Raw genomic sequence first — 18,177 nt, 5'->3', positions numbered from 1 at the left:
GAAAAATGACAAAGGGATTAAGGCTAACCGATATTTTAGTAACAGTCGTCATTTCGATTGCATTCGGGATTATCTATAAAATTTGGGGACCACTCTATTATGCGCTCAAACCACTTGGGCTTCACCTTGATCAATTCATCTATGGAATGTGGTTCATCGCTGCCATCGTCGCGTTTCTCGTAATCAGAAAGCCTGGTGTTGCATTACTTGCTGAAGTAGCCGCTTCTTCCGGAGAATTCCTGATGGGCTCTGAATGGGGTCTGGAGGTGCTGATCTACGGCATTGTCCAAGGGTTGTTTGCAGAATTGGTTTTGATGGCTTTTGGCTATAAGCGATCCGGTATAATTGTTGTCAGCCTTGCCAGTATAGCTGCATGCACAGGTTCCTTGATCATGGACTTTTATAAAGGGTATATCGAAGACCTGGCGACATGGAATCTTGTATTATTGATTGTCATGAGAGCGGCAGGTTCCATTGTTTTTTCCGGACTGCTGGCAATCGGAATCGTGAGAGCTCTGGAGCGAACAGGTGTGACGGCTATCCTCCGGCCGACTTCTCAAGATGACTTTGATTCATTGAACCACTAACAGGAGTGATTGGATGCCAATAGTATCTTCATTTGAAAAGCTGAGACTAAAGTTTCCCGGAACGAAAGAATTGCTATTCGAGGATCTGTCCCTATCCTTTGAAAAAGGCGAAAAAGTGCTCCTGCTTGGTCCTTCAGGCTGCGGCAAATCGACGTTGTTACAGGCACTTTCAGGGTTGATTCCAAATTCGATTGAGGTACCGCTCAAATATGCTGACTGCACCTATCCAGATTCCTGGGGATTTGTTTTTCAAGATCCAGACTCCCAGTTTTGCATGCCATATGCGGATGAGGAGATTGCCTTTGTATTGGAAAATCTTCAAGTCCCGCGAGAACAGATGCCTCAAAGAATTTCCGAGCTGTTGTCATTAGTCGGACTTGACCTGAAGGACCCGCATGCACGAATCAATACTTTCTCTGGCGGCATGAAGCAGCGGCTGGCGATTGCATCGGTGCTGGCCCTCGATCCAGAGGTGCTGTTCTTTGATGAGCCGACCGCAATGCTTGATCCAGAAGGGACAATCGCAATCTGGGAAACGGTAAAGAGAATCGCAGCTGATAAGACAGTCATCATCGTTGAACACAAAATCGAGCATGTGATTGACTTCATTGATCGGATTATCGTATTTGATGCAGCAGGAACCATTATCGCAGATGGCAGCCCTGATGAAGTTTTTCCATCGCATCAAACCGAGTTCGAGAAATACGGTATTTGGTTTCCAGGAGTATGGGATCAGTATCAATCGACAGCTGTCTCCATTAAAACGCCAGATTTTCCGCTTAAACGGAAAATCGTTTTAGAAAACTTTACAGGTTTCCGGAACAAGCAAACCAAGCTGAGGATCCAGCATGCCGAAGCAGTATCTGGTGACTGGATTGCGGTAACTGGAAAAAATGGAGCCGGGAAAAGCACCTTGCTTTTATCCCTGATTCAACTGCTGAAAACTTCCGGGACCTACCAGGTGAACGGACGGAGCATTCACAGCAATAAAGACATCTCTAGCGAGGCCGGTTTTGTTTTTCAAAATCCTGAACTTCAATTCGTTACGAATACTGTTTTTGACGAGCTTGCGATTTCTTTCCGACAAACACATGCAAGCCAAGAAACCATGGAGAAAAAGGTTGCCGAGCTGTTGCAGCTATTCCATCTCGCGAATCAAAGGGAGCTCCATCCGTACCAATTATCAATGGGTCAAAAGCGGCGCCTTAGTGTGGCCACAGCTATTGCCAAAAATCCTGCTATCTTGCTTCTGGATGAGCCGACTTTTGGCCAGGATGCAAAAAATACATTTGCTGTTCTCGAACTTTTAGAGAGCTATCGGCTAAGCGGGCACATCATTATTATGGCAACCCATGACAGCCATATTATCCAACACTTTGCAACAAAGGTCTGGAATGTCGTCGACGGAGAAGTGACTGTTAAAGAAGCAGAAATGTCAATTCCAGTGGAGGTCGGCCATGCCTATCTCATTTGACCATAAAATGACCTGGCTGCACAAAATCAACCCAAGTGTGAAACTAGTTGTGCTCGCCTGTCTGTTTGTCGCAGTTCTGTTCATCCATAACCCGAATGTCATGGTACTGTTTGCCATTGGTCCTGCGATACTGTTTCTCTTTTTCACTGGTCATCCTTTCAAGCGGATCCTGCTTTTTTCGATTCCGTTCCTGTTGATTTTTCTATCGACTTCTTCGTCGATGATTCTGTTCGGAAAAGGAGAAACGACGCTATTCCACTGGGGTTTGATCGATATTACCGTGGAAAGTCTTTACAGGGGAATGCACCTTGGATTCAGGGCAATCATTTATGCCATGCTTGGTCTCACCTTCGCTCTGACGACCAGTCAGGTTCTGCTGTTTTATTCATTGATGCAACAGCTGAAGCTCAATCCAAAATACGCATACAGCTTCATGGCAGGCATCCGGTTGATTCCAATCATGATCGAAGAACTAACCGCGATCAGATACGCAAGGATGGTTAGAGGAATTCAAAATACTTATACTGTCAGCGGGATATTTTCATCGATCAAAGGCTATTCCATCCCGCTGCTTTCTCAGAGCATACGGCGCGCGTACAGAATCGCGGTAGCAATGGAAGCAAAGCGATTCACGGACAGCAGAAAGCGGACCTACTATTATCAGCTTCATTTTTCCAGGTACGACTTGCTTTTCATTGCCTATTTCGGACTGTTTCTATTGCTAGTCCTTTCCATTTCCGGACATTATCCGCTTTTCCCTGTCGTCGATGTCCGGTCGCTGTAATCCATGCGCGGATCTAATCGTCATCGGTCTACAAACCCAGCCAAACAGGTGATTAAATGAAAAAACAATTGCACCTCCTATCAGACGGAAAGCTTTCCTTAAAAGAATTTGCCGACATCGCCGGTAAAATCAACCCATTCATCGACAGATTTCATTTGCGTGAAAAAAAGCTGACCGCAAAGGAGATTGCCGCTGGAGTCGAAGTGCTCCTTAATAAAGGCATACCTTCCGAAAAAATAGTAGTCAATGATCGAACAGATGTAGCCTGGTCCTATAATACTTCCGTCCAGCTCGCTTATCACAGCCTTTCTGTCAACCTTGTGAAACAACACTTTCCGGGGATTACAGCCGGCTGTTCGGTCCATTCCTACCATGATGCTCTTCAAGCCGCAAACAGAGGGGCCGACTTTCTTCTTTATGGGCATGTTTTTGAGACCCTTTCTAAAGAGGGACTCCCAGGGAAAGGGGTGCACGAACTAGCAGCGATTAAGAAAATGGTAGAGATTCCCGTTATGGTCATTGGTGGCATCAAGCCTGATAACCTCGAATTGGTGTTATCGGCCGGTGCAGATGGGGCTGCTGTGATGTCAGGGATTCTTCACGCAGAAGATCCCTACCATGCTGCCTGGGGCTATTCACAAAAAATCCATACATGAAAGGGGAATGATCATGGAGCTTATCATTAACGGGGAAGCTGTAACTATTCCCGACCATATTAAAACGTCTGCAGCGTTATTAAATTTTTTTCAGCTTGAAGAAAAGGTAGTAATCGTCGAATTGAATGAAGCTATTGTGGCAAAAAATGCGCATCAGGATACAACACTCTCTGCTGGTGACCGAATTGAAATCGTACATTTTGTAGGAGGAGGATGACCATGCTAAAAATAGGACCTTATGAATTTAACTCTCGTTTATTGCTGGGAACCGGGAAATACCCTGACTTTGACATCCAAAGGAAAGCTGTAGAGGAATCCGGCACGGAGGTGCTTACGTTTGCAGTTCGGCGCATGAATATATTTGAAGCAAACCAGCCCAATTTTCTCGAACAGCTAGATTTAAAGAAATACAAACTACTCCCAAACACCGCAGGAGCAAAGACTGCAGACGAAGCTGTACGGATTGCGAGACTTTCCAAGGCCTCAGGGCTCTGTGACATGGTGAAGGTTGAGGTCATCGGCTGTGACAAAACACTCCTCCCTGATCCAGTAGAAACTCTAAAGGCTTCAGAAATTCTTTTAAATGAAGGATTTATTGTTCTTCCCTACACCTCAGACGATGTTGTTCTAGCAAGGAAACTGCAAGAACTCGGCTGTCATGCTGTCATGCCTTGTGCATCACCGATCGGTTCAGGACAAGGGATTCTTAATCCTCTTTATCTAAAATTCATCATGGAACAGGCAACGGTGCCGGTGATAGTCGATGCCGGAATCGGCAGTCCCGCAGATGCGGCTTTCTCCATGGAACTAGGAGCGGACGGTGTATTGTTGAATACTGCCGTTTCCTCCGCAAAGGATCCGGTAAAAATGGCAAAAGCTATGAAGCTCGCAGTCGATGCGGGGAGATTGGGATTTGAAGCCGGAAGAATCGCGAAAAAGGATTACGCTGCTGCAAGCAGTCCTGCGGAAGGAATGATTTTTAGTTGACAAGCAGATACTCCCGCCAGGAATTATTTGCGCCAATCGGCAAGGAAGGTCAAAAAAGACTTCGCAGCAAGCATGTTTTAATGATCGGTGCAGGTGCACTTGGTTCTGCAAATGCTGAGCTTCTTGTCAGAGCAGGAATTGGGAAACTGACCATTGCCGACAGGGATTATGTAGAATGGAGCAATCTTCAGCGGCAACAGCTTTTTAGTGAAACAGATGCTCGCGAACGAATGCCAAAAGCAGTGGCAGCAGCTCGAAGGTTAAGGACGATAAATTCACAAGTGGAAATCATCCCCCACATAGCTGATGTCGGAGCTCAGGAGCTGGAACAGTTCATCACGGGGGTGGATTTGATCATAGACGGTACTGATAATTTCGATATTCGCCTGATGATCAACGATATTTCACAAAAACATAAGATTCCCTGGATTTACGGTGGCAGTGTCGGCAGCTACGGCCTGAGCTTTACGATCCTGCCTGGAACTACACCTTGCATGAACTGCTTATTGGAGTCCATGCCAATGGGGGGAATCACTTGTGACACCGCCGGAGTGATACAGCCTGCCATCCAGATGGTAGCCGCCCATCAATCAGCAGAAGCGCTAAAGATATTGACAGGTGCCTTCGATTCTCTGAACAGCAAACTTGTCTCATTCGATGTATGGAAAAATCAGTTTCGAGCCATCAACGTCTCCTCACTGAAAAAAGCATCCTGCCCTTCCTGCGGAGAAGAACAGACTTACCCGTTCCTATCATATGATAACCAGACGAAGACCGCTGTGCTCTGCGGAAGGGATACAGTCCAAATCAGGCCGGGGACAATCCAAACAAGGAATCTCGACCATTTAGAGAAGTGCCTGTCTGGACAAGGATTAAAGACTAAGCGCAACCCATATTTGCTATCTTTTCAGGTCGAAACCGCAAGATTGGTAATTTTTAAGGACGGAAGAGTGTTCGTACATGGAATCAAAGATATTTCCGAAGCAAAAACACTTTACCATCGTTATCTGGGGTAATATTAAGAAAAGTCATTGCCAGGGCACTGGCAATGACTTTTCTGTATTGATCCTCTATCATTCTTGCCAATCAAAAATGCTAACTTGCATCTTCTTGCTCTTCCTTAAATGCTGTCTTCTTCATGAAGAAATTCGCTTGCCAAATTGATATATTTGGATAACGTGGCTGCGGACAAGCCGTATTTTTTTGCGACTGCTGCTTTCGTAGTTCTGATATTCCTCAGTTTATCCCAGAGGTAATCGACTGCCGCTGCCCATGCTTTTTTGTTTTTAAAATCGTAGCCTGCCTTTGCTGCCTGCTCAAATACCGAAAACCACATAATGTAGACGCCGGCTTCATTTTTGCCAATCGGCTGGTGGTGATCGTACAATAGTTTCGCCGTTTCATGCGCGCCTTTTACTTCTTCTTCCTTACTGCTCAGATTGCCTGAGCTAACATAAGCAAAATAGGATTTTTCCATTTCTGTCAGTTTATCTATCGACTTTTCCGCTGCAAGTATTTCTTTCTTTTTCGCGGAAACTGATGTAAGAAATAGCGCAAAAAGGCGTTCCTCCGGGTAATCGCTGTTCAGCTGGCTGAGGATGACCGAAACCTGTGCTTCAAACTTCATGCCGGACTTTTCCGACCACGGTTCCATTCCATCTTTTTCTGGATTGTGCTCGAGAACCTTTTTCCAGGCTGAACGTGCCATATTTTCCCGGCCGGTAAAGTAAGAAGCATTCGCTAGCCAGTAATAAAAGGCACCATCCCCTTCAAAGCCTGATTTTTGCAGCTTCTTCAGCCAGCGGTAAGCAAGTTCATATTCGCCGATCAGCGCGAATGTCGCACCAAGCTTGAACTGGTGCTCCACGTGAATCGGATAGATTTTTTCCAGTGCTTCCTTAAGCTTTTGGCCTTCCTTTTCCTGCCCTTCGTAATGTATAAATACAAGCCAATTGCAGAGAGCATGCAGGTTGCCGGGATTTCGCTTCAGAACATCGTTCAGGATATCACTGGCCTTTTTCGTTTCTCCGAGGTAAAAATAGGCGAGCGCAAGATTGTTATATGCGGACCAGTATTCCGGATACTCCTCGATCACCTCTGTGAAAATTTCAATCGCCAGTGGAAACTCTCCTGTTTCGAGGTGATTGCGCGCTTCCTCTTGCTTGACGATCAGGTCATCCTCTTCGTAATAATCCTCATCCATTTCTTCCGCTTCCATAGTTAAAAGTTCAAGAAGATCGAGTGCATCCTCGGCAAACTCGCCATCTTCATTTTCTTCCATGTAAAGGTTCGCATGCCTGAACGCATCACGGAACAAACCCATATGAGCGTAATTATTGGCAAGAAAATAATGGCAATCAACCATGTTTTCATCCAATTCTTCAAGGATCATGTGCAAGAGACGGTTAGATGGCTGATATTCTCCCAATTCCGACTGCACGATCGCCAGCTGGCAAATAATCATTGGCTCGCCCGGTTCTAGATGCATCGCACGCTGAAAATACTTCTCCGCCTTTTTTAAATCCTGCCTGTGGAAAGCCTTGACCCCTTTAGTGAAATAATACTCACCAGTAGGAACGAAAGACAGCAATTGGCCTTTTTGCTTCGTTGCTTTAGAGTCTTTACCCATGTGATCCTCCGTTTATATTGTAGTAAAAAAAGTAGTCTATATAAGAATACACATACCGTATTTTATCGAAACAACCGTAACTAATTTATTATATCATACAGACAGAGTATTCGAGAAGGTGTGGAAGGGAAATTGTAGGTTGGAGTGTATTTCATTTTCTGCCAGTAATGATTAGAGACGGTTGATAATGATCTTTATTCATCCAAAAACCTGTCCGAAGTTGGCCCTAGTTCGGACTGCTTTTCCCCTTTTCCCGCAAAACCGGTCCGAAGTTGACCCTTGTTCGGACTGCTTTTCCTCTTTTTAAGAGGGCATAAATTGAAATTAAAAGGACTTGATGAAACCAAAAAACAATATGTTTGGACATGTCCAGTATTTGATCCAAAGTATAAGCAAGATGGGCTTTCATGTACGGAAGCTTGCCACATTCAATGTTGTAGTGGAGCCCAAATGGGTAGAACCGTTCGGATTCAACAAACACGATCTCCTCAAATAGATCCTGAATTTCCGCAACATCTTCCATCGTTTAAAACCAAATATGCGGAAAGAACGGCCATTGAACGGGTCAACTCACAGGCAAAAGAATGGCTTAGTTTGAAAGAAGGTAAAAGCACATCATAAATGAAAAATGGGCATTACAAAATAAACCTACTACAAAAGTAAATTTGGTAATAAATGTAAATATGGATTTATACGTCAAGTTTGCATCCGCTTAGTATGTGTAGAGTTCACAAACGAGGACGTGTAGCAGATGAGGCTCACGTAGATCGATGTATTTTAACTGCACACTCCTTAGCTTATATGTCCGTTCAAGAAACAGGTCAACCCTATCAAGGTTGGACAAGACAATCTATATAATAGTATCTACATATCATTACCAGTAGCTGGAAAACAGAAAACTGACGACGGGATTTCCATGTCCTTTTTTAGTACTCATTTACAAAACGCGCTGGAATTTTAGAAAAATCACCTAAGAAGCTCCATCTACATCCTAATATTTTCAAGTTGTTTTATCCCAATTTTATTTTGTCCTGTGGCTCTTATTGTTAAAGTGATCAACCCACTCCAACCGTCGATAAAAATGCCACAACCGTTGATATTTTCTCTCTAACCGTCGATAAAACCGCCACAACCGTTGATATTTTCTCTCTAACCGTTGATAAAGCCTATAGTCGCTCATACATCTTTCTTACAGTCCGTATGAATCATCTGAATCGCATTTTTTTGAAGTTCATTTCTTCCAAAAATGTGTGAGATTATAATCAAGTAGTTATTAAAACTTCTCTCCAGCGCTTGGTTTCTTCCTTTTATTCAATACACCGAGTACTTCTTTTAGTGGCAGCTTTTGTTCTTGCAGCAAAACTAGCAGGTGATACAATAAATCGGCTGCTTCCCATTTTAATTCTTCGGGGTCGCGGTTTTTGGCGGCGATGATGACTTCTGCAGCTTCTTCGCCGACTTTTTTCAAAATCTTATCGACGCCTTTTTCGAACAGATAAGTGGTATAGGCGCCTTCTGGCATGTCCTGTTCTCGCTCGCGGATTGTCTTTTCTAATTCTAGCATGACGGCGAAATCAGTTAGCACGGTTTTTTCTGTGAACTTTTCACTGATGAGACTCTCGGCAAAACAGCTGATTGCACCGGTATGACATGCAGGTCCGGCGGGATCTACCAGAACGACGAGGGCGTCACCGTCACAATCATATTTGATTTCGACAATTTTCTGGGTATTGCCGCTTGTTGCGCCTTTATGCCACAGCTCCTGGCGAGAACGGCTGTAAAACCAGGTTTCGCGTGTTTCCAGTGATTTGGCGAGTGAGTCTTTATTCATGTAGGCGACCGTCAGGACTTCACGAGTGGAAGCGTCCTGAACAACCGCGGGAATCAGTCCATCGGCAGCAAATTTCAAGTTTTCTATTTTCATCGTACTGTCACTCCTTTTTCACGAAGATGGGATTTCACTTCTGTTACAGATGTTTCACGGTAGTGGAAAATCGAAGCAGCAAGGGCGGCATCAGCTTTTCCTTCTATAAAAGCATCGACAAAATGATCCGCATTGCCAGCGCCGCCTGAGGCAATCACCGGTACGGATACCGCTTCACTGACGGCACGCGTCAATGCCAGGTCGAAACCATTCTTTTCGCCGTCGCTGTCCATGCTCGTAAGGAGAATTTCCCCTGCGCCGAGACGGACGGCTTCTTTTGCCCATTCAATGACTTCCCAATCTGTCGGCGTGCGGCCGCCATGGGTATACACTCGCCATGAACCAAGCTCTGGATCGAACTTTGCATCAATGGCAACCACAATGCACTGGGCGCCAAAGAAATCAGACCCTTGTGTGATCAATTTTGGATTGTTTACAGCTGCGGTATTCAGTGATACTTTATCGGCACCAGAGCGGAGCATTTTCTTCATATCCTCAAGAGTATCGATTCCGCCACCTACTGTAAAAGGAATCGCCAATTCGGAGGCTACGTCCCTGACCACCTCGACCATCGTTTTTCTGCCTTCGACAGATGCGGAAATATCAAGGAAAACGAGCTCATCAGCCCCCTGCTCATCATAAAATCTGGCAAGTTCTACTGGATCGCCGGCATCGCGGAGCTGGACGAACTGAATTCCTTTTACCACGCGACCATCCTTCACATCAAGGCATGGAATGATTCGTTTGCTCAACATTAGGCATTCCCCATTTCTAGCGCAGCTGATACCGAGAAACGCCCTTCATAGATCGCTTTGCCAACAATTGCACCGCTGACGCCATCTTTTCGAAGCTGGCGGAGTGCAGCCAAGTCGTCAAGTGTGCTGACACCACCGGAAGCGATGACACTTTTGCCTGTTTCCAATGCCAACTGGCGGGTTGCCTCCACATTTGGTCCGCCGAGCGTTCCGTCCGTTGCAATATCGGTAAAAATAAACGTCTCCGCTCCAGCATCAGCGAATCTTTTGCCAAGCTCAAGAGCGCTCACTTCCGAAGTATTCAGCCAGCCATGTGTTGCGACAAAGCCGTTTTTCGCGTCCAGACCAATTGCGATTTTCGTGCCGTACTTTCTGACCATCTTCTCGGCAAATTCAGGATTGGAAACAACGATGCTGCCGATGATCACCCGGTTAACGCCATTTTCAAGATAATGGTTGATATCCGATTCGCTGCGAATTCCGCCGCCAATCTGTACGTTCACGCCAAGCTCCTGAGCTGCTTGAATGACAAACGGATCATTGACGCGCTTGCCATCCCGCGCACCGTCCAGATCCACCATGTGTATCCATTCCGCTCCTTCTGCTGCGAAGGTTTTCGCCATTTCAAACGGAGAGTCCCCATACACTGTTTCCTGATCATAATCGCCTTGCAGCAGCCGAACACATTTTCCGCCGCGCATGTCGATTGCCGGATAGACTATGAATTTCATTGCTCAGACTTCCTTTCTGCTGCAAGTTTCGTAAAGTTGCGGAGCAGCCCCATGCCCATGTCACTGCTTTTTTCCGGATGGAACTGCATGCCGTAAATATTCCCTCTGCCAACGATAGCCGGCACTTCCATATCATAATAGTCTCCGACTGCAACAAGCACGTCCTGGTCATCCGTTTTTACATAATAAGAATGGACGAAGTACACATACTCTTCCTGAAGCGAAGTCAGCAAAGGGGAATCTCCAGTAAACCGTAGCTTATTCCACCCCATATGCGGCACTTTATAGGACTCTCCATCTGCTGTCTTTCCGCTGAAACGGTCCACTTTTCCAGGCAAAAGCTTTAAACCTGCTGTCAGGCCATTCTCTGAACTTTCTTCAAACAGCAGCTGCATGCCAAGGCAGATGCCTAGCAAAGGCTTGCCAGTAGCCGCGAAATCACGAATCATTTCTGCCAGACCCGTCTGGTTCAACACGTCCATTGCGTCACGAAAGGAACCAACGCCGGGGACAAGCAATGCATCTGCTTCCATTAATTCTTCTTTAGACTGTGAAATGAAATAGGGCGCATCCAGCCGTTCCAGCGCTTTGCTGACGCTGAACAAATTGCCCATGCCGTAATCGACGATGCCAATCATCGTTTCCCTTCCTTTCGTGTGGAGAGCCTTTACAGCATCCCCTTTGTTGATGGAACGCCTTTTACGCGCGGGTCGATGGTCGTTGCTTCATCAAGAGCGCGGCCAAGAGCTTTAAAGACGGCCTCGATCATATGATGAGTGTTTTTCCCGTAAGGAACGATCACATGCAGGTTCATCCTCGCTTCAAGTGCAAGCTTCCAGAGGAATTCATGGACAAGCTCGACATCGAAAGTACCGACCTGCTGCGCCGGGAATTCTGCGCGCATTTCGAGGTGCGGACGGTTGCTTAAATCGATGACAACCTGTGCAAGGGCCTCATCCATCGGCACAAATGCGTTTCCATAGCGTTTGATTCCTTTTTTATCGCCGAGCGCTTCTCGGAGTGCCTGGCCGATGCAGATGCCGATGTCTTCTGTTGTGTGATGGCCGTCCACCTCAACATCCCCCTTTGCGTCCACAGTCAAGTCGAACTGTCCGTGCTTCGCGAATAAATCGAGCATGTGAGAGAGAAAAGGCACTCCTGTTTCGAGCGATGATTTCCCCTCCCCATCGATGCCAAACGTTAAATCTATTTTTGTTTCATTTGTATATCTGTTCACTGTTGCAATCCGTTCCATGAATGATACCTCCCAGAAAAAGTCTTATTTCAGCCGCGCTTCTACTGCACGGGCATGTGCTTCAAGCCCCTCAAGCCTTGCAAATTCGGCTATTTTTGCTCCGTTCTCGTTCATTGCCTGCTCGCTGTATAAAATGATGCTTGATTTTTTCTGGAAATCCTCGACGCTTAACGGACTGGAAAACCGCGCTGTTCCGTTCGTCGGCAGGACATGGTTCGGTCCAGCAAAATAATCCCCAACAGGTTCCGAACTATATCTGCCAAGAAAAATCGCGCCTGCGTGCTTGATTTTCCCAAGCAATCCAACTGGATTTTCTGTGACAATCTCCAGGTGCTCTGGAGCAAGCTGATTGATCGCTCCGACCGCTTCCTCGAGATCATCGGCAACATAAATCGCCCCGAAATTCTCAATCGCCTCAGTCGCAATATCCTTTCGCGGCAAGTGCGGCAGCTGTTTGTACACCTCGTCCAGTACATTTTCGGCCAGAGTTCGGGAGGTGGTTACTAGGACTGCGCACGCACGCGGATCATGCTCTGCCTGTGAGAGCAGATCCGCTGCAATCTCATTGGCGCGCGCTGTATCGTCGGCAAGGATGCCAATTTCGCTTGGGCCGGCGATCATATCGATCGCGACATCCCCAAACACCTCCCGTTTGGCAAGGGCGACAAAAATATTGCCTGGACCAGTGATTTTATCGACTGGCTTTATCGTTTCCGTACCATAAGCGAGAGCGGCAATTGCCTGAGCTCCGCCAACTTTATAGATCTCTTTTACCCCAGCGATGTCGGCCGCTACCAGTACACCTGGCGGAAGCTTTCCATCTTGCCCGGGCGGGGACACCATGACGATCCGCTCGACACCAGCCGTGATAGCGGGAATAACGTTCATTAAGACAGAGGAAGGATAGGCAGCTGTTCCTCCTGGGACATAAACACCGACAGAATCGAGCGGCGTCACCTTCTGGCCGAGCATCGTTCCATTTTCTGCAGTCGTCATCCAGGAAGGTCGCAGCTGTTTTTCATGGTAGGTACGAATATTGGCAGCTGCTTCGGTGATGATCTCTACGACTGCACTGCTGACTGCATGATAAGCTTCCAGAATTTCTTCTTCCGTTACACGGAAATCATCTAGCTTGACGGCGTCGAATTTTTCGGTAAAGGCCCTTAATGCTTGGTCTCCCGCCGCCCTGACCTCGGAGATGATTGCCTTTACGGCCTTTCGCTGTTCTTCCGTTCCGCCATCTACCGTTCGTTTCAATGACAAAGTATCGTCTATCTGTAAAATTTCCACCGAAAATCAAATCCTTTCAGTTTCCACTAGTAAATGACTTCATTCAACCTTTTGATCAATTCGCTGATGCGCTCGTCCTTGATCCGGTAGCTAACCGGATTCACGATTAGCCTTGAGGTCACGCCAGCAATCGTTTCGTATTCGACTAGCCCGTTCTCCTTAAGGGTCCTGCCGGTTGAAACAATATCAACGATTCGGTCGGCTAGACCGATCATTGGCGCAAGCTCAATGGAACCGTTCAATTTGATGATCTCCACTTGCTCGCCCTGTTCCCGGAAATAAGCAGCAGCGATGTTCGGGTATTTCGTCGCTATTTTCGGAGCGACATCATTGATTTTTGTACCAGGCAACCCTGCGACGGCAAGGTAGCAGCTGCTGATTTTTAAATCGAGCAGCTCGTACACATCTCGTTCTTCCTCAAGCAGGACGTCCTTCCCGGCAATTCCGAGATCGGCAACGCCATGCTCCACATATGTCGCCACATCCATTGGCTTCGCGAGGATAAAGCGGAAATCTTCTTCGTCGACATCGATAATCAGCTTCCGTGAGTCATCGAATTCAGGAGGTAGCTCAAAACCCGCGTTGCGCAACAGCTCGACTGCTTCAGTAAAAATCCTGCCCTTCGGCATCGCGATCGTCAGCTGTTTATTCATTGCGTTCCCTCCTTCCCAACAAGAAAAACGACATTGGCAAAAGCATCGGAACAGGCATCCAGATTCCGGACTGCGCGAATATCCTGCAGCACGATTCGCTCATGATTTTCCCGTTTTTCCGCTGCCATTTGATAGGCTTCCTTCCTTCGTTCCGGACTGAAAAGAATGCAGGTAACAGGTTCAGGTGGTTCGAGGTCGCCAAGACTTTCAAGCAGGCGGTCGAGTCTAATGGCAAAACCCGTCGCGCCAGTTGTTTTGCCGAATTTCTCGAGCAATTTGTCATAGCGGCCGCCATTGCCGATTGCAAACCCGATCATGCCCGCATATACCTCGAATAAAATCCCTGTATAGTAGCTCATATGACTGACAATCGTCAGATCAAATTTGATTCGGCTGCTCTCTCCAAAATCCTCGATAATCTCCCAGAGAATTTTCAATTCGTCCAGTGCATCCCTGCCCTTGCCGTTTTCAACTAATTCCAGCGCTTTGCCGATCACTTCCGGGCCACCGCGCAAGTCCAGAAAGGCTAGTAGCCTCTGTGAATCAATCGATGACAGCGGCAATGAATGGACATGCTCCCGATAGCCGACATAATTTTTCTCGTATAAAAATTTCGTTAATTCTCTGGCGCGTTCCTCATTGCCAAGGATTTGCAAGAACAATTCGTTAACGAAGCCAACATGGCCAACTGAAAGCTGGAACGGTTCCAATCCAGCTTTTTTCAGCGAAGAAATGGCCAGCGCAATCATCTCACCGTCCGCACTGACAGAGTCATCACCGATGCACTCGACTCCAATTTGTTCAAACTCAGCCGGCCTGCCTCCTTCACGCTGCTGCGCACGGTAGACATTCGCCGAATAAGCTAATCTTAACGGTATCTGTTCTTTGTAAAGCTTGGAGGCCGCAATTCTGGCGATTGGCGCCGTCATATCTGGGCGCAGCACGAGTGTATGCCCTTGCTGGTCCAGCAGCTTGAACAATTGCTGATCCTGTATCGCCGATGCCATTCCAACCGTTTCGTAATATTCCAATGCTGGTGTTTCAATAAACTGGAACCCCCAGCGTTTCATTTCCATTTCAATGGAGCTTCGGACACTTTCCTTCGCATCATGCAGCTCCGGAAGTGTATCCCGCATGCCAAGCGGTTTTTCGAACATAAATAATCGACTCAATATGATCACCCTCTCGTTGCCGATGTGGTTGGTTTGCTTTTCATCAAATTATCGAAATCCTTTAGTTCGCTAATATGGTAACAAGTTGAAGTTATAGGTAGTGTACCGCTCATTCTATTATTCGTCAACCATTTGTTCATTCAAACCTTAAGAAATATTAGCTTCCCTGTCAAGCAACAACAAAAAGCGAAGCGGAATCAATTCCGTTCGCTTTTTGTTGCATACATTTCATCGACCGCCGAGCGTTCAGCCAGTTCTTCTTTCGTATAGATGACGCGCATTGGGTTTCCTCCGACGAAGGTACCCTCGGGGACGTCTTTATGGACGAGTGTCCCGGCAGAGACGATCGCACCGTCCCCGATTTTGATGCCAGGCATGATCGTTGAATTGGCTCCGATCATGACTTCATTGCCGATTTCCACGTCTCCAAGACGATACTCTTTGATCAAATATTCGTGTGCGAGAATCGTGGTGTTATAGCCGATGACGGTATTGCGTCCGACCGATATTTTTTCCGGGAACATGACGTCGAGCATGACCATCAGCGCAAATGATGTCTGTTCACCAATCTTCATCCGTAAAAATGTTCGGTAAAGCCAGTTTTTCATTCCAAGAAATGGCGTGTAGCGCGCTATCTGGATAACGATAAAATTCTTGACGACCTTCCAGAACGGGACGGTCTTATAAACATGCCACAGTGAATTGGCGCCTTCAACACGATAGCGTGTCGTCCGTCTCATGCTACACCCCGAGGATTGGCAGGATATCCGCCATTTTTTCCAGCATATAATCCGGATGGTATTGCTCCAAATGCGCTCTGCCTTTGATGGACCAGGCTACCGCAGCCGTCTTTGTACCGGCATTTTTGCCGCCAAGGATATCATGGTGGTTATCGCCAACCATGATAGCACGGTCTGGTGAGGAATCAAGCAAATCCAATGCTTTTAAAAGCGGCTCTGGATCTGGCTTAGCTTTTTCGACATGGTCCAGGGCGACGATCACTTCAAAAAACTCATCAAGCCCAGTCAGCTTCAAACCCATTTGCACAACATCTGAAAGCTTTGTCGTAACGATTCCAAGCTGGAAGCCATTTTCTTTTAGCGTCCTAACCGTTTCGTACACACCCTCGAAGCTCTTTACCAGCAGGTCGTGGTTTGCCAGATTATAGGCGCGGTAGGTTTTGATCATATCCTCGTAGCCTTCAGGATTCAATTTCTCGAACGTATCCTTTAACGAAGGCCCAAGAAACGGCAGGACATCCTCCCGTTCGTACTGACCCGGAAAATAAGTTTCCATCGTGTGAAGGAAGGAAGAAATGATCAATTCATTCGTATCTATCAAAGTCCCGTCAAGATCGAACAGGACCGTATCTATTTTAATGCTCATATGCTGTTTCCTTTCTTTTGGCAAGATCTGCCCGATTCCAGAGGAACGCAACTGCTGCCGTCAATACGATCGCCACTCCTAGACGAATCAATAGCAGCGGCAGCACCGGGATTCCAAGCGGAACAAAAATTAATGTATCTTCCACGACTGCGTGGCAGGCAACAAGAAAAATGAACGCCAACGTGACATCCTTTTTGCTGACTCCATCCTCCTGAACTGCCTGGATCATTACGCCTGCACCGTATGCGAGACCGATCAGCAGTCCAGCAGCCATCGTCGTCGAGGTGTTTTCCTTCATGCCTAGCGCTTTTGTTGCCGGCGCCATCCATCTGGAAAAAACAGCAAGCCATTGCTTATCCTTCATAATCTGAACGGCTACCATTAGCGGGATTACGATGATTGCCAGCTGGAAAATGCCGAAACTGGCTTTGGTGACACTTTCAAGCAGAATGGATCCCCAGCCTGAAATTTGTTCTCCCTTTGCCGGAACCATCCCATATTTTGCAAGTTCAGATCCGCCATTCCAGACAAGATTGATAATGATCGCTGATGAGAAGGCAAGGCCAAGCCGGACAAGCACGATCGTCCAAAGCTTAACACCAACCTTAACGGCCACGCTTGATTCCACCAGCAAATTGTGCGAAAAGCTAAGCATCACCGCGATGAGAAATACTTCTTTTACCGTCAAATCGAGTGTCAATATCGCCCCAATTGCTGCGTAAAGATTAAGGAAGTTGCCGATAACAAGCGGAATGGCCGCATCACCTGACAAGCCGATCATCGCCATCAGCGGTGTGATCAAGTCGATGACCCACGGCAAGACAGAAGTATATTGGAGAATCGAAACAATCACGGTCACTGGAAAAATGACTTTGCCAAGTGCCCATGTAGTTTTCAAACCAACCATTAACCCTTTTGACAATGAAGAACCCATCGAAGCATCTCTCCCACTTTTTCCGTAATCCGATCTTTTTCTAGTTTTCCAAATATCTTACCTTCGAGTATCCCTTGACTCTCCTGTAGATCCATAAGCCAATTGCCAAAGCTATCAGCACGATCGAGATCGTCTGGGCGATTCTAAGCGTGTCCGTCAGCATCAGACTGTCTGTTCGCATGCCTTCAACAAAGAAGCGGCCAATTGAATACCAAATGATATAGCTAAGGAACATTTCCCCGCGGCCCAAATTGATCCTGCGCAAGGACATAAGCAGGATGAATCCGAGCAAGTTCCAGACGGATTCATACAGGAAGGTAGGATGGTAGTAGACGCCATTGATATACATTTGGTTGATGATGAATTCTGGCAGATGGAGATTCTCCAAAAAGGCCCGAGTAACCTCCCGACCATGTGCTTCCTGGTTCATGAAATTGCCCCAGCGACCGATGGCCTGGCCAAGAATAATGCTCGGAGCAGCGATATCCGCAAGTTTCCAGAACGACACATTTCTAGCCTTCGTAAAGAAATACGTCGTGATAACAGCACCGATCAAAGCGCCATGAATCGCAATTCCGCCATTCCAGATCTTAAAAATCTCCCCAGGATACTGTGCGTAATACTCCCACTGGAAGAGAACGTAATAAATTCTTGCTGAGATGATGGCGATCGGAATCGCCCAAAGCATTAAATCTGCAAATATGTCTTTTGGCAGACCGCGACGATCCGCTTCCCGTATAGCAATCCATAACGCGAGAGCAATTCCAAGTCCAATAATGATCCCGTACCAGTGCACCTGAATCGGACCAAGCGAAAAAGCAATCGGATCAAGCGGCTGAATATTCTGTTCCATATCATTTCCCCTTTCATGTAGAAAAGCGTAAGCCCCTTGGTCAGCCCCGACAAGCGCTGCCCGCCTAAAACGCCACGTCCTGTGGCTGTCGGGTCCAGCACGTCCTG

Annotated in this window: 21 protein-coding genes; 8 read left to right on the top strand and 13 right to left on the bottom strand. The window is 46.9% G+C overall.

All coding sequences use genetic code 11. The annotated features are described in order from the left end of the window. Window positions 1-5: 5 nt before the first annotated feature. The 7 genes from UB32_RS01095 to UB32_RS01065 are packed head-to-tail and all read left to right on the top strand — an operon-like array spanning window position 6 to window position 5,504. Entirely contained in the window at window positions 6-587 is a 582-nt protein-coding gene (locus UB32_RS01095; RefSeq protein WP_044390513.1) for an ECF transporter S component, read from the top strand. Between the two features lie 13 nt (window positions 588-600). Continuing rightward, window positions 601-2,061, top strand: a complete 1,461-nt coding sequence (locus UB32_RS01090) for an ABC transporter ATP-binding protein (RefSeq protein ID WP_044390511.1) — start codon at window positions 601-603, stop codon at window positions 2,059-2,061. Next, window positions 2,045-2,845 (top strand): energy-coupling factor transporter transmembrane component T family protein, encoded by an 801-nt coding sequence (locus UB32_RS01085; RefSeq protein ID WP_044390510.1) that lies wholly within the window; start codon window positions 2,045-2,047, stop codon window positions 2,843-2,845. The genes UB32_RS01090 and UB32_RS01085 overlap by 17 nt, the downstream gene beginning before the upstream one ends. A gap of 56 nt (window positions 2,846-2,901) precedes the next feature. Beyond that, entirely contained in the window at window positions 2,902-3,501 is a 600-nt protein-coding gene (locus UB32_RS01080) for a thiamine phosphate synthase (protein WP_044390508.1), read from the top strand. A gap of 13 nt (window positions 3,502-3,514) precedes the next feature. Beyond that, window positions 3,515-3,718, top strand: a complete 204-nt coding sequence (thiS, locus tag UB32_RS01075) for a sulfur carrier protein ThiS (protein ID WP_044390506.1) — start codon at window positions 3,515-3,517, stop codon at window positions 3,716-3,718. Window positions 3,719-3,720: 2 nt separating this feature from the next. Further along, the gene (locus UB32_RS01070; protein ID WP_044390505.1) at window positions 3,721-4,488 is read left to right on the top strand and encodes a thiazole synthase; all 768 of its coding nucleotides are present in this window, start codon (window positions 3,721-3,723) and stop codon (window positions 4,486-4,488) included. Beyond that, window positions 4,485-5,504, top strand: a complete 1,020-nt coding sequence (locus UB32_RS01065) for a thiazole biosynthesis adenylyltransferase ThiF (RefSeq protein ID WP_044390504.1) — start codon at window positions 4,485-4,487, stop codon at window positions 5,502-5,504. The genes UB32_RS01070 and UB32_RS01065 overlap by 4 nt, the downstream gene beginning before the upstream one ends. Window positions 5,505-5,608: 104 nt before the next feature. Here the strand turns inward: UB32_RS01065 and UB32_RS01060 are convergent, their stop codons facing one another. After that, window positions 5,609-7,117 (bottom strand): tetratricopeptide repeat protein, encoded by a 1,509-nt coding sequence (locus UB32_RS01060; RefSeq protein ID WP_044390503.1) that lies wholly within the window; start codon window positions 7,115-7,117, stop codon window positions 5,609-5,611. Between the two features lie 318 nt (window positions 7,118-7,435). On the opposite strand from UB32_RS01060, the gene UB32_RS19715 reads away from it, so the two are divergent. Further along, window positions 7,436-7,738, top strand: coding sequence for a hypothetical protein (locus tag UB32_RS19715; RefSeq protein WP_128721462.1), 303 nt, complete (start codon window positions 7,436-7,438; stop codon window positions 7,736-7,738). A gap of 652 nt (window positions 7,739-8,390) precedes the next feature. Here UB32_RS19715 and hisIE read toward each other — a convergent pair. The 12 genes from hisIE to lgt form a co-directional block, all read right to left on the bottom strand. Continuing rightward, window positions 8,391-9,041, bottom strand: coding sequence for a bifunctional phosphoribosyl-AMP cyclohydrolase/phosphoribosyl-ATP diphosphatase HisIE (hisIE, locus tag UB32_RS01050; protein ID WP_044390501.1), 651 nt, complete (start codon window positions 9,039-9,041; stop codon window positions 8,391-8,393). Next, window positions 9,038-9,796 (bottom strand): imidazole glycerol phosphate synthase subunit HisF, encoded by a 759-nt coding sequence (gene hisF, locus UB32_RS01045; RefSeq protein ID WP_044390499.1) that lies wholly within the window; start codon window positions 9,794-9,796, stop codon window positions 9,038-9,040. The genes hisIE and hisF overlap by 4 nt, the downstream gene beginning before the upstream one ends. Then, window positions 9,796-10,527 carry a 1-(5-phosphoribosyl)-5-[(5-phosphoribosylamino)methylideneamino]imidazole-4-carboxamide isomerase gene (hisA, locus tag UB32_RS01040; protein WP_044390497.1) on the bottom strand — a complete coding sequence of 244 codons (732 nt, stop codon included), beginning with the start codon at window positions 10,525-10,527 and terminating at the stop codon, window positions 9,796-9,798. The genes hisF and hisA overlap by 1 nt, the downstream gene beginning before the upstream one ends. Next, window positions 10,524-11,165 carry an imidazole glycerol phosphate synthase subunit HisH gene (gene hisH / locus UB32_RS01035; protein WP_044390495.1) on the bottom strand — a complete coding sequence of 214 codons (642 nt, stop codon included), beginning with the start codon at window positions 11,163-11,165 and terminating at the stop codon, window positions 10,524-10,526. Before hisH ends, hisA begins: the two co-directional genes overlap by 4 nt. A 29-nt stretch (window positions 11,166-11,194) precedes the next feature. Beyond that, complete coding sequence (gene hisB, locus UB32_RS01030; protein WP_044390493.1) at window positions 11,195-11,782, bottom strand: imidazoleglycerol-phosphate dehydratase HisB; 588 nt, start codon at window positions 11,780-11,782, stop codon at window positions 11,195-11,197. Window positions 11,783-11,806: 24 nt separating this feature from the next. Then, entirely contained in the window at window positions 11,807-13,072 is a 1,266-nt protein-coding gene (hisD, locus tag UB32_RS01025) for a histidinol dehydrogenase (protein WP_044390492.1), read from the bottom strand. Between the two features lie 26 nt (window positions 13,073-13,098). Further along, window positions 13,099-13,725 carry an ATP phosphoribosyltransferase gene (hisG, locus tag UB32_RS01020; RefSeq protein WP_044390489.1) on the bottom strand — a complete coding sequence of 209 codons (627 nt, stop codon included), beginning with the start codon at window positions 13,723-13,725 and terminating at the stop codon, window positions 13,099-13,101. After that, window positions 13,722-14,897: an ATP phosphoribosyltransferase regulatory subunit gene (locus UB32_RS01015; RefSeq protein ID WP_044390488.1), complete on the bottom strand. Its 1,176-nt coding sequence runs from the start codon at window positions 14,895-14,897 to the stop codon at window positions 13,722-13,724. Before UB32_RS01015 ends, hisG begins: the two co-directional genes overlap by 4 nt. A 197-nt stretch (window positions 14,898-15,094) precedes the next feature. Further along, complete coding sequence (locus UB32_RS01010) at window positions 15,095-15,637, bottom strand: acyltransferase (protein ID WP_044390487.1); 543 nt, start codon at window positions 15,635-15,637, stop codon at window positions 15,095-15,097. Between the two features lies 1 nt (window position 15,638). Next, a complete protein-coding gene (ppaX, locus tag UB32_RS01005) occupies window positions 15,639-16,283 on the bottom strand; it encodes a pyrophosphatase PpaX (protein ID WP_044390486.1) in 645 nt (214 codons plus the stop codon). Beyond that, a complete protein-coding gene (locus tag UB32_RS01000) occupies window positions 16,273-17,217 on the bottom strand; it encodes a nucleoside recognition domain-containing protein (protein ID WP_044390485.1) in 945 nt (314 codons plus the stop codon). Before UB32_RS01000 ends, ppaX begins: the two co-directional genes overlap by 11 nt. Window positions 17,218-17,257: 40 nt before the next feature. Further along, entirely contained in the window at window positions 17,258-18,070 is an 813-nt protein-coding gene (gene lgt, locus UB32_RS00995) for a prolipoprotein diacylglyceryl transferase (RefSeq protein ID WP_044390579.1), read from the bottom strand. Between the last annotated feature and the right edge of the window lie 107 nt (window positions 18,071-18,177).

It is taken from the genome of Mesobacillus subterraneus, assembly GCF_000934845.1.
GTDB classification, from domain to species: Bacteria; Bacillota; Bacilli; order Bacillales; family Cytobacillaceae; genus Mesobacillus; species Mesobacillus stamsii.
The sequence above is the reverse complement of the archived record's forward strand: the minus strand, read 5'-3'. Positions and strand labels throughout refer to the sequence as shown.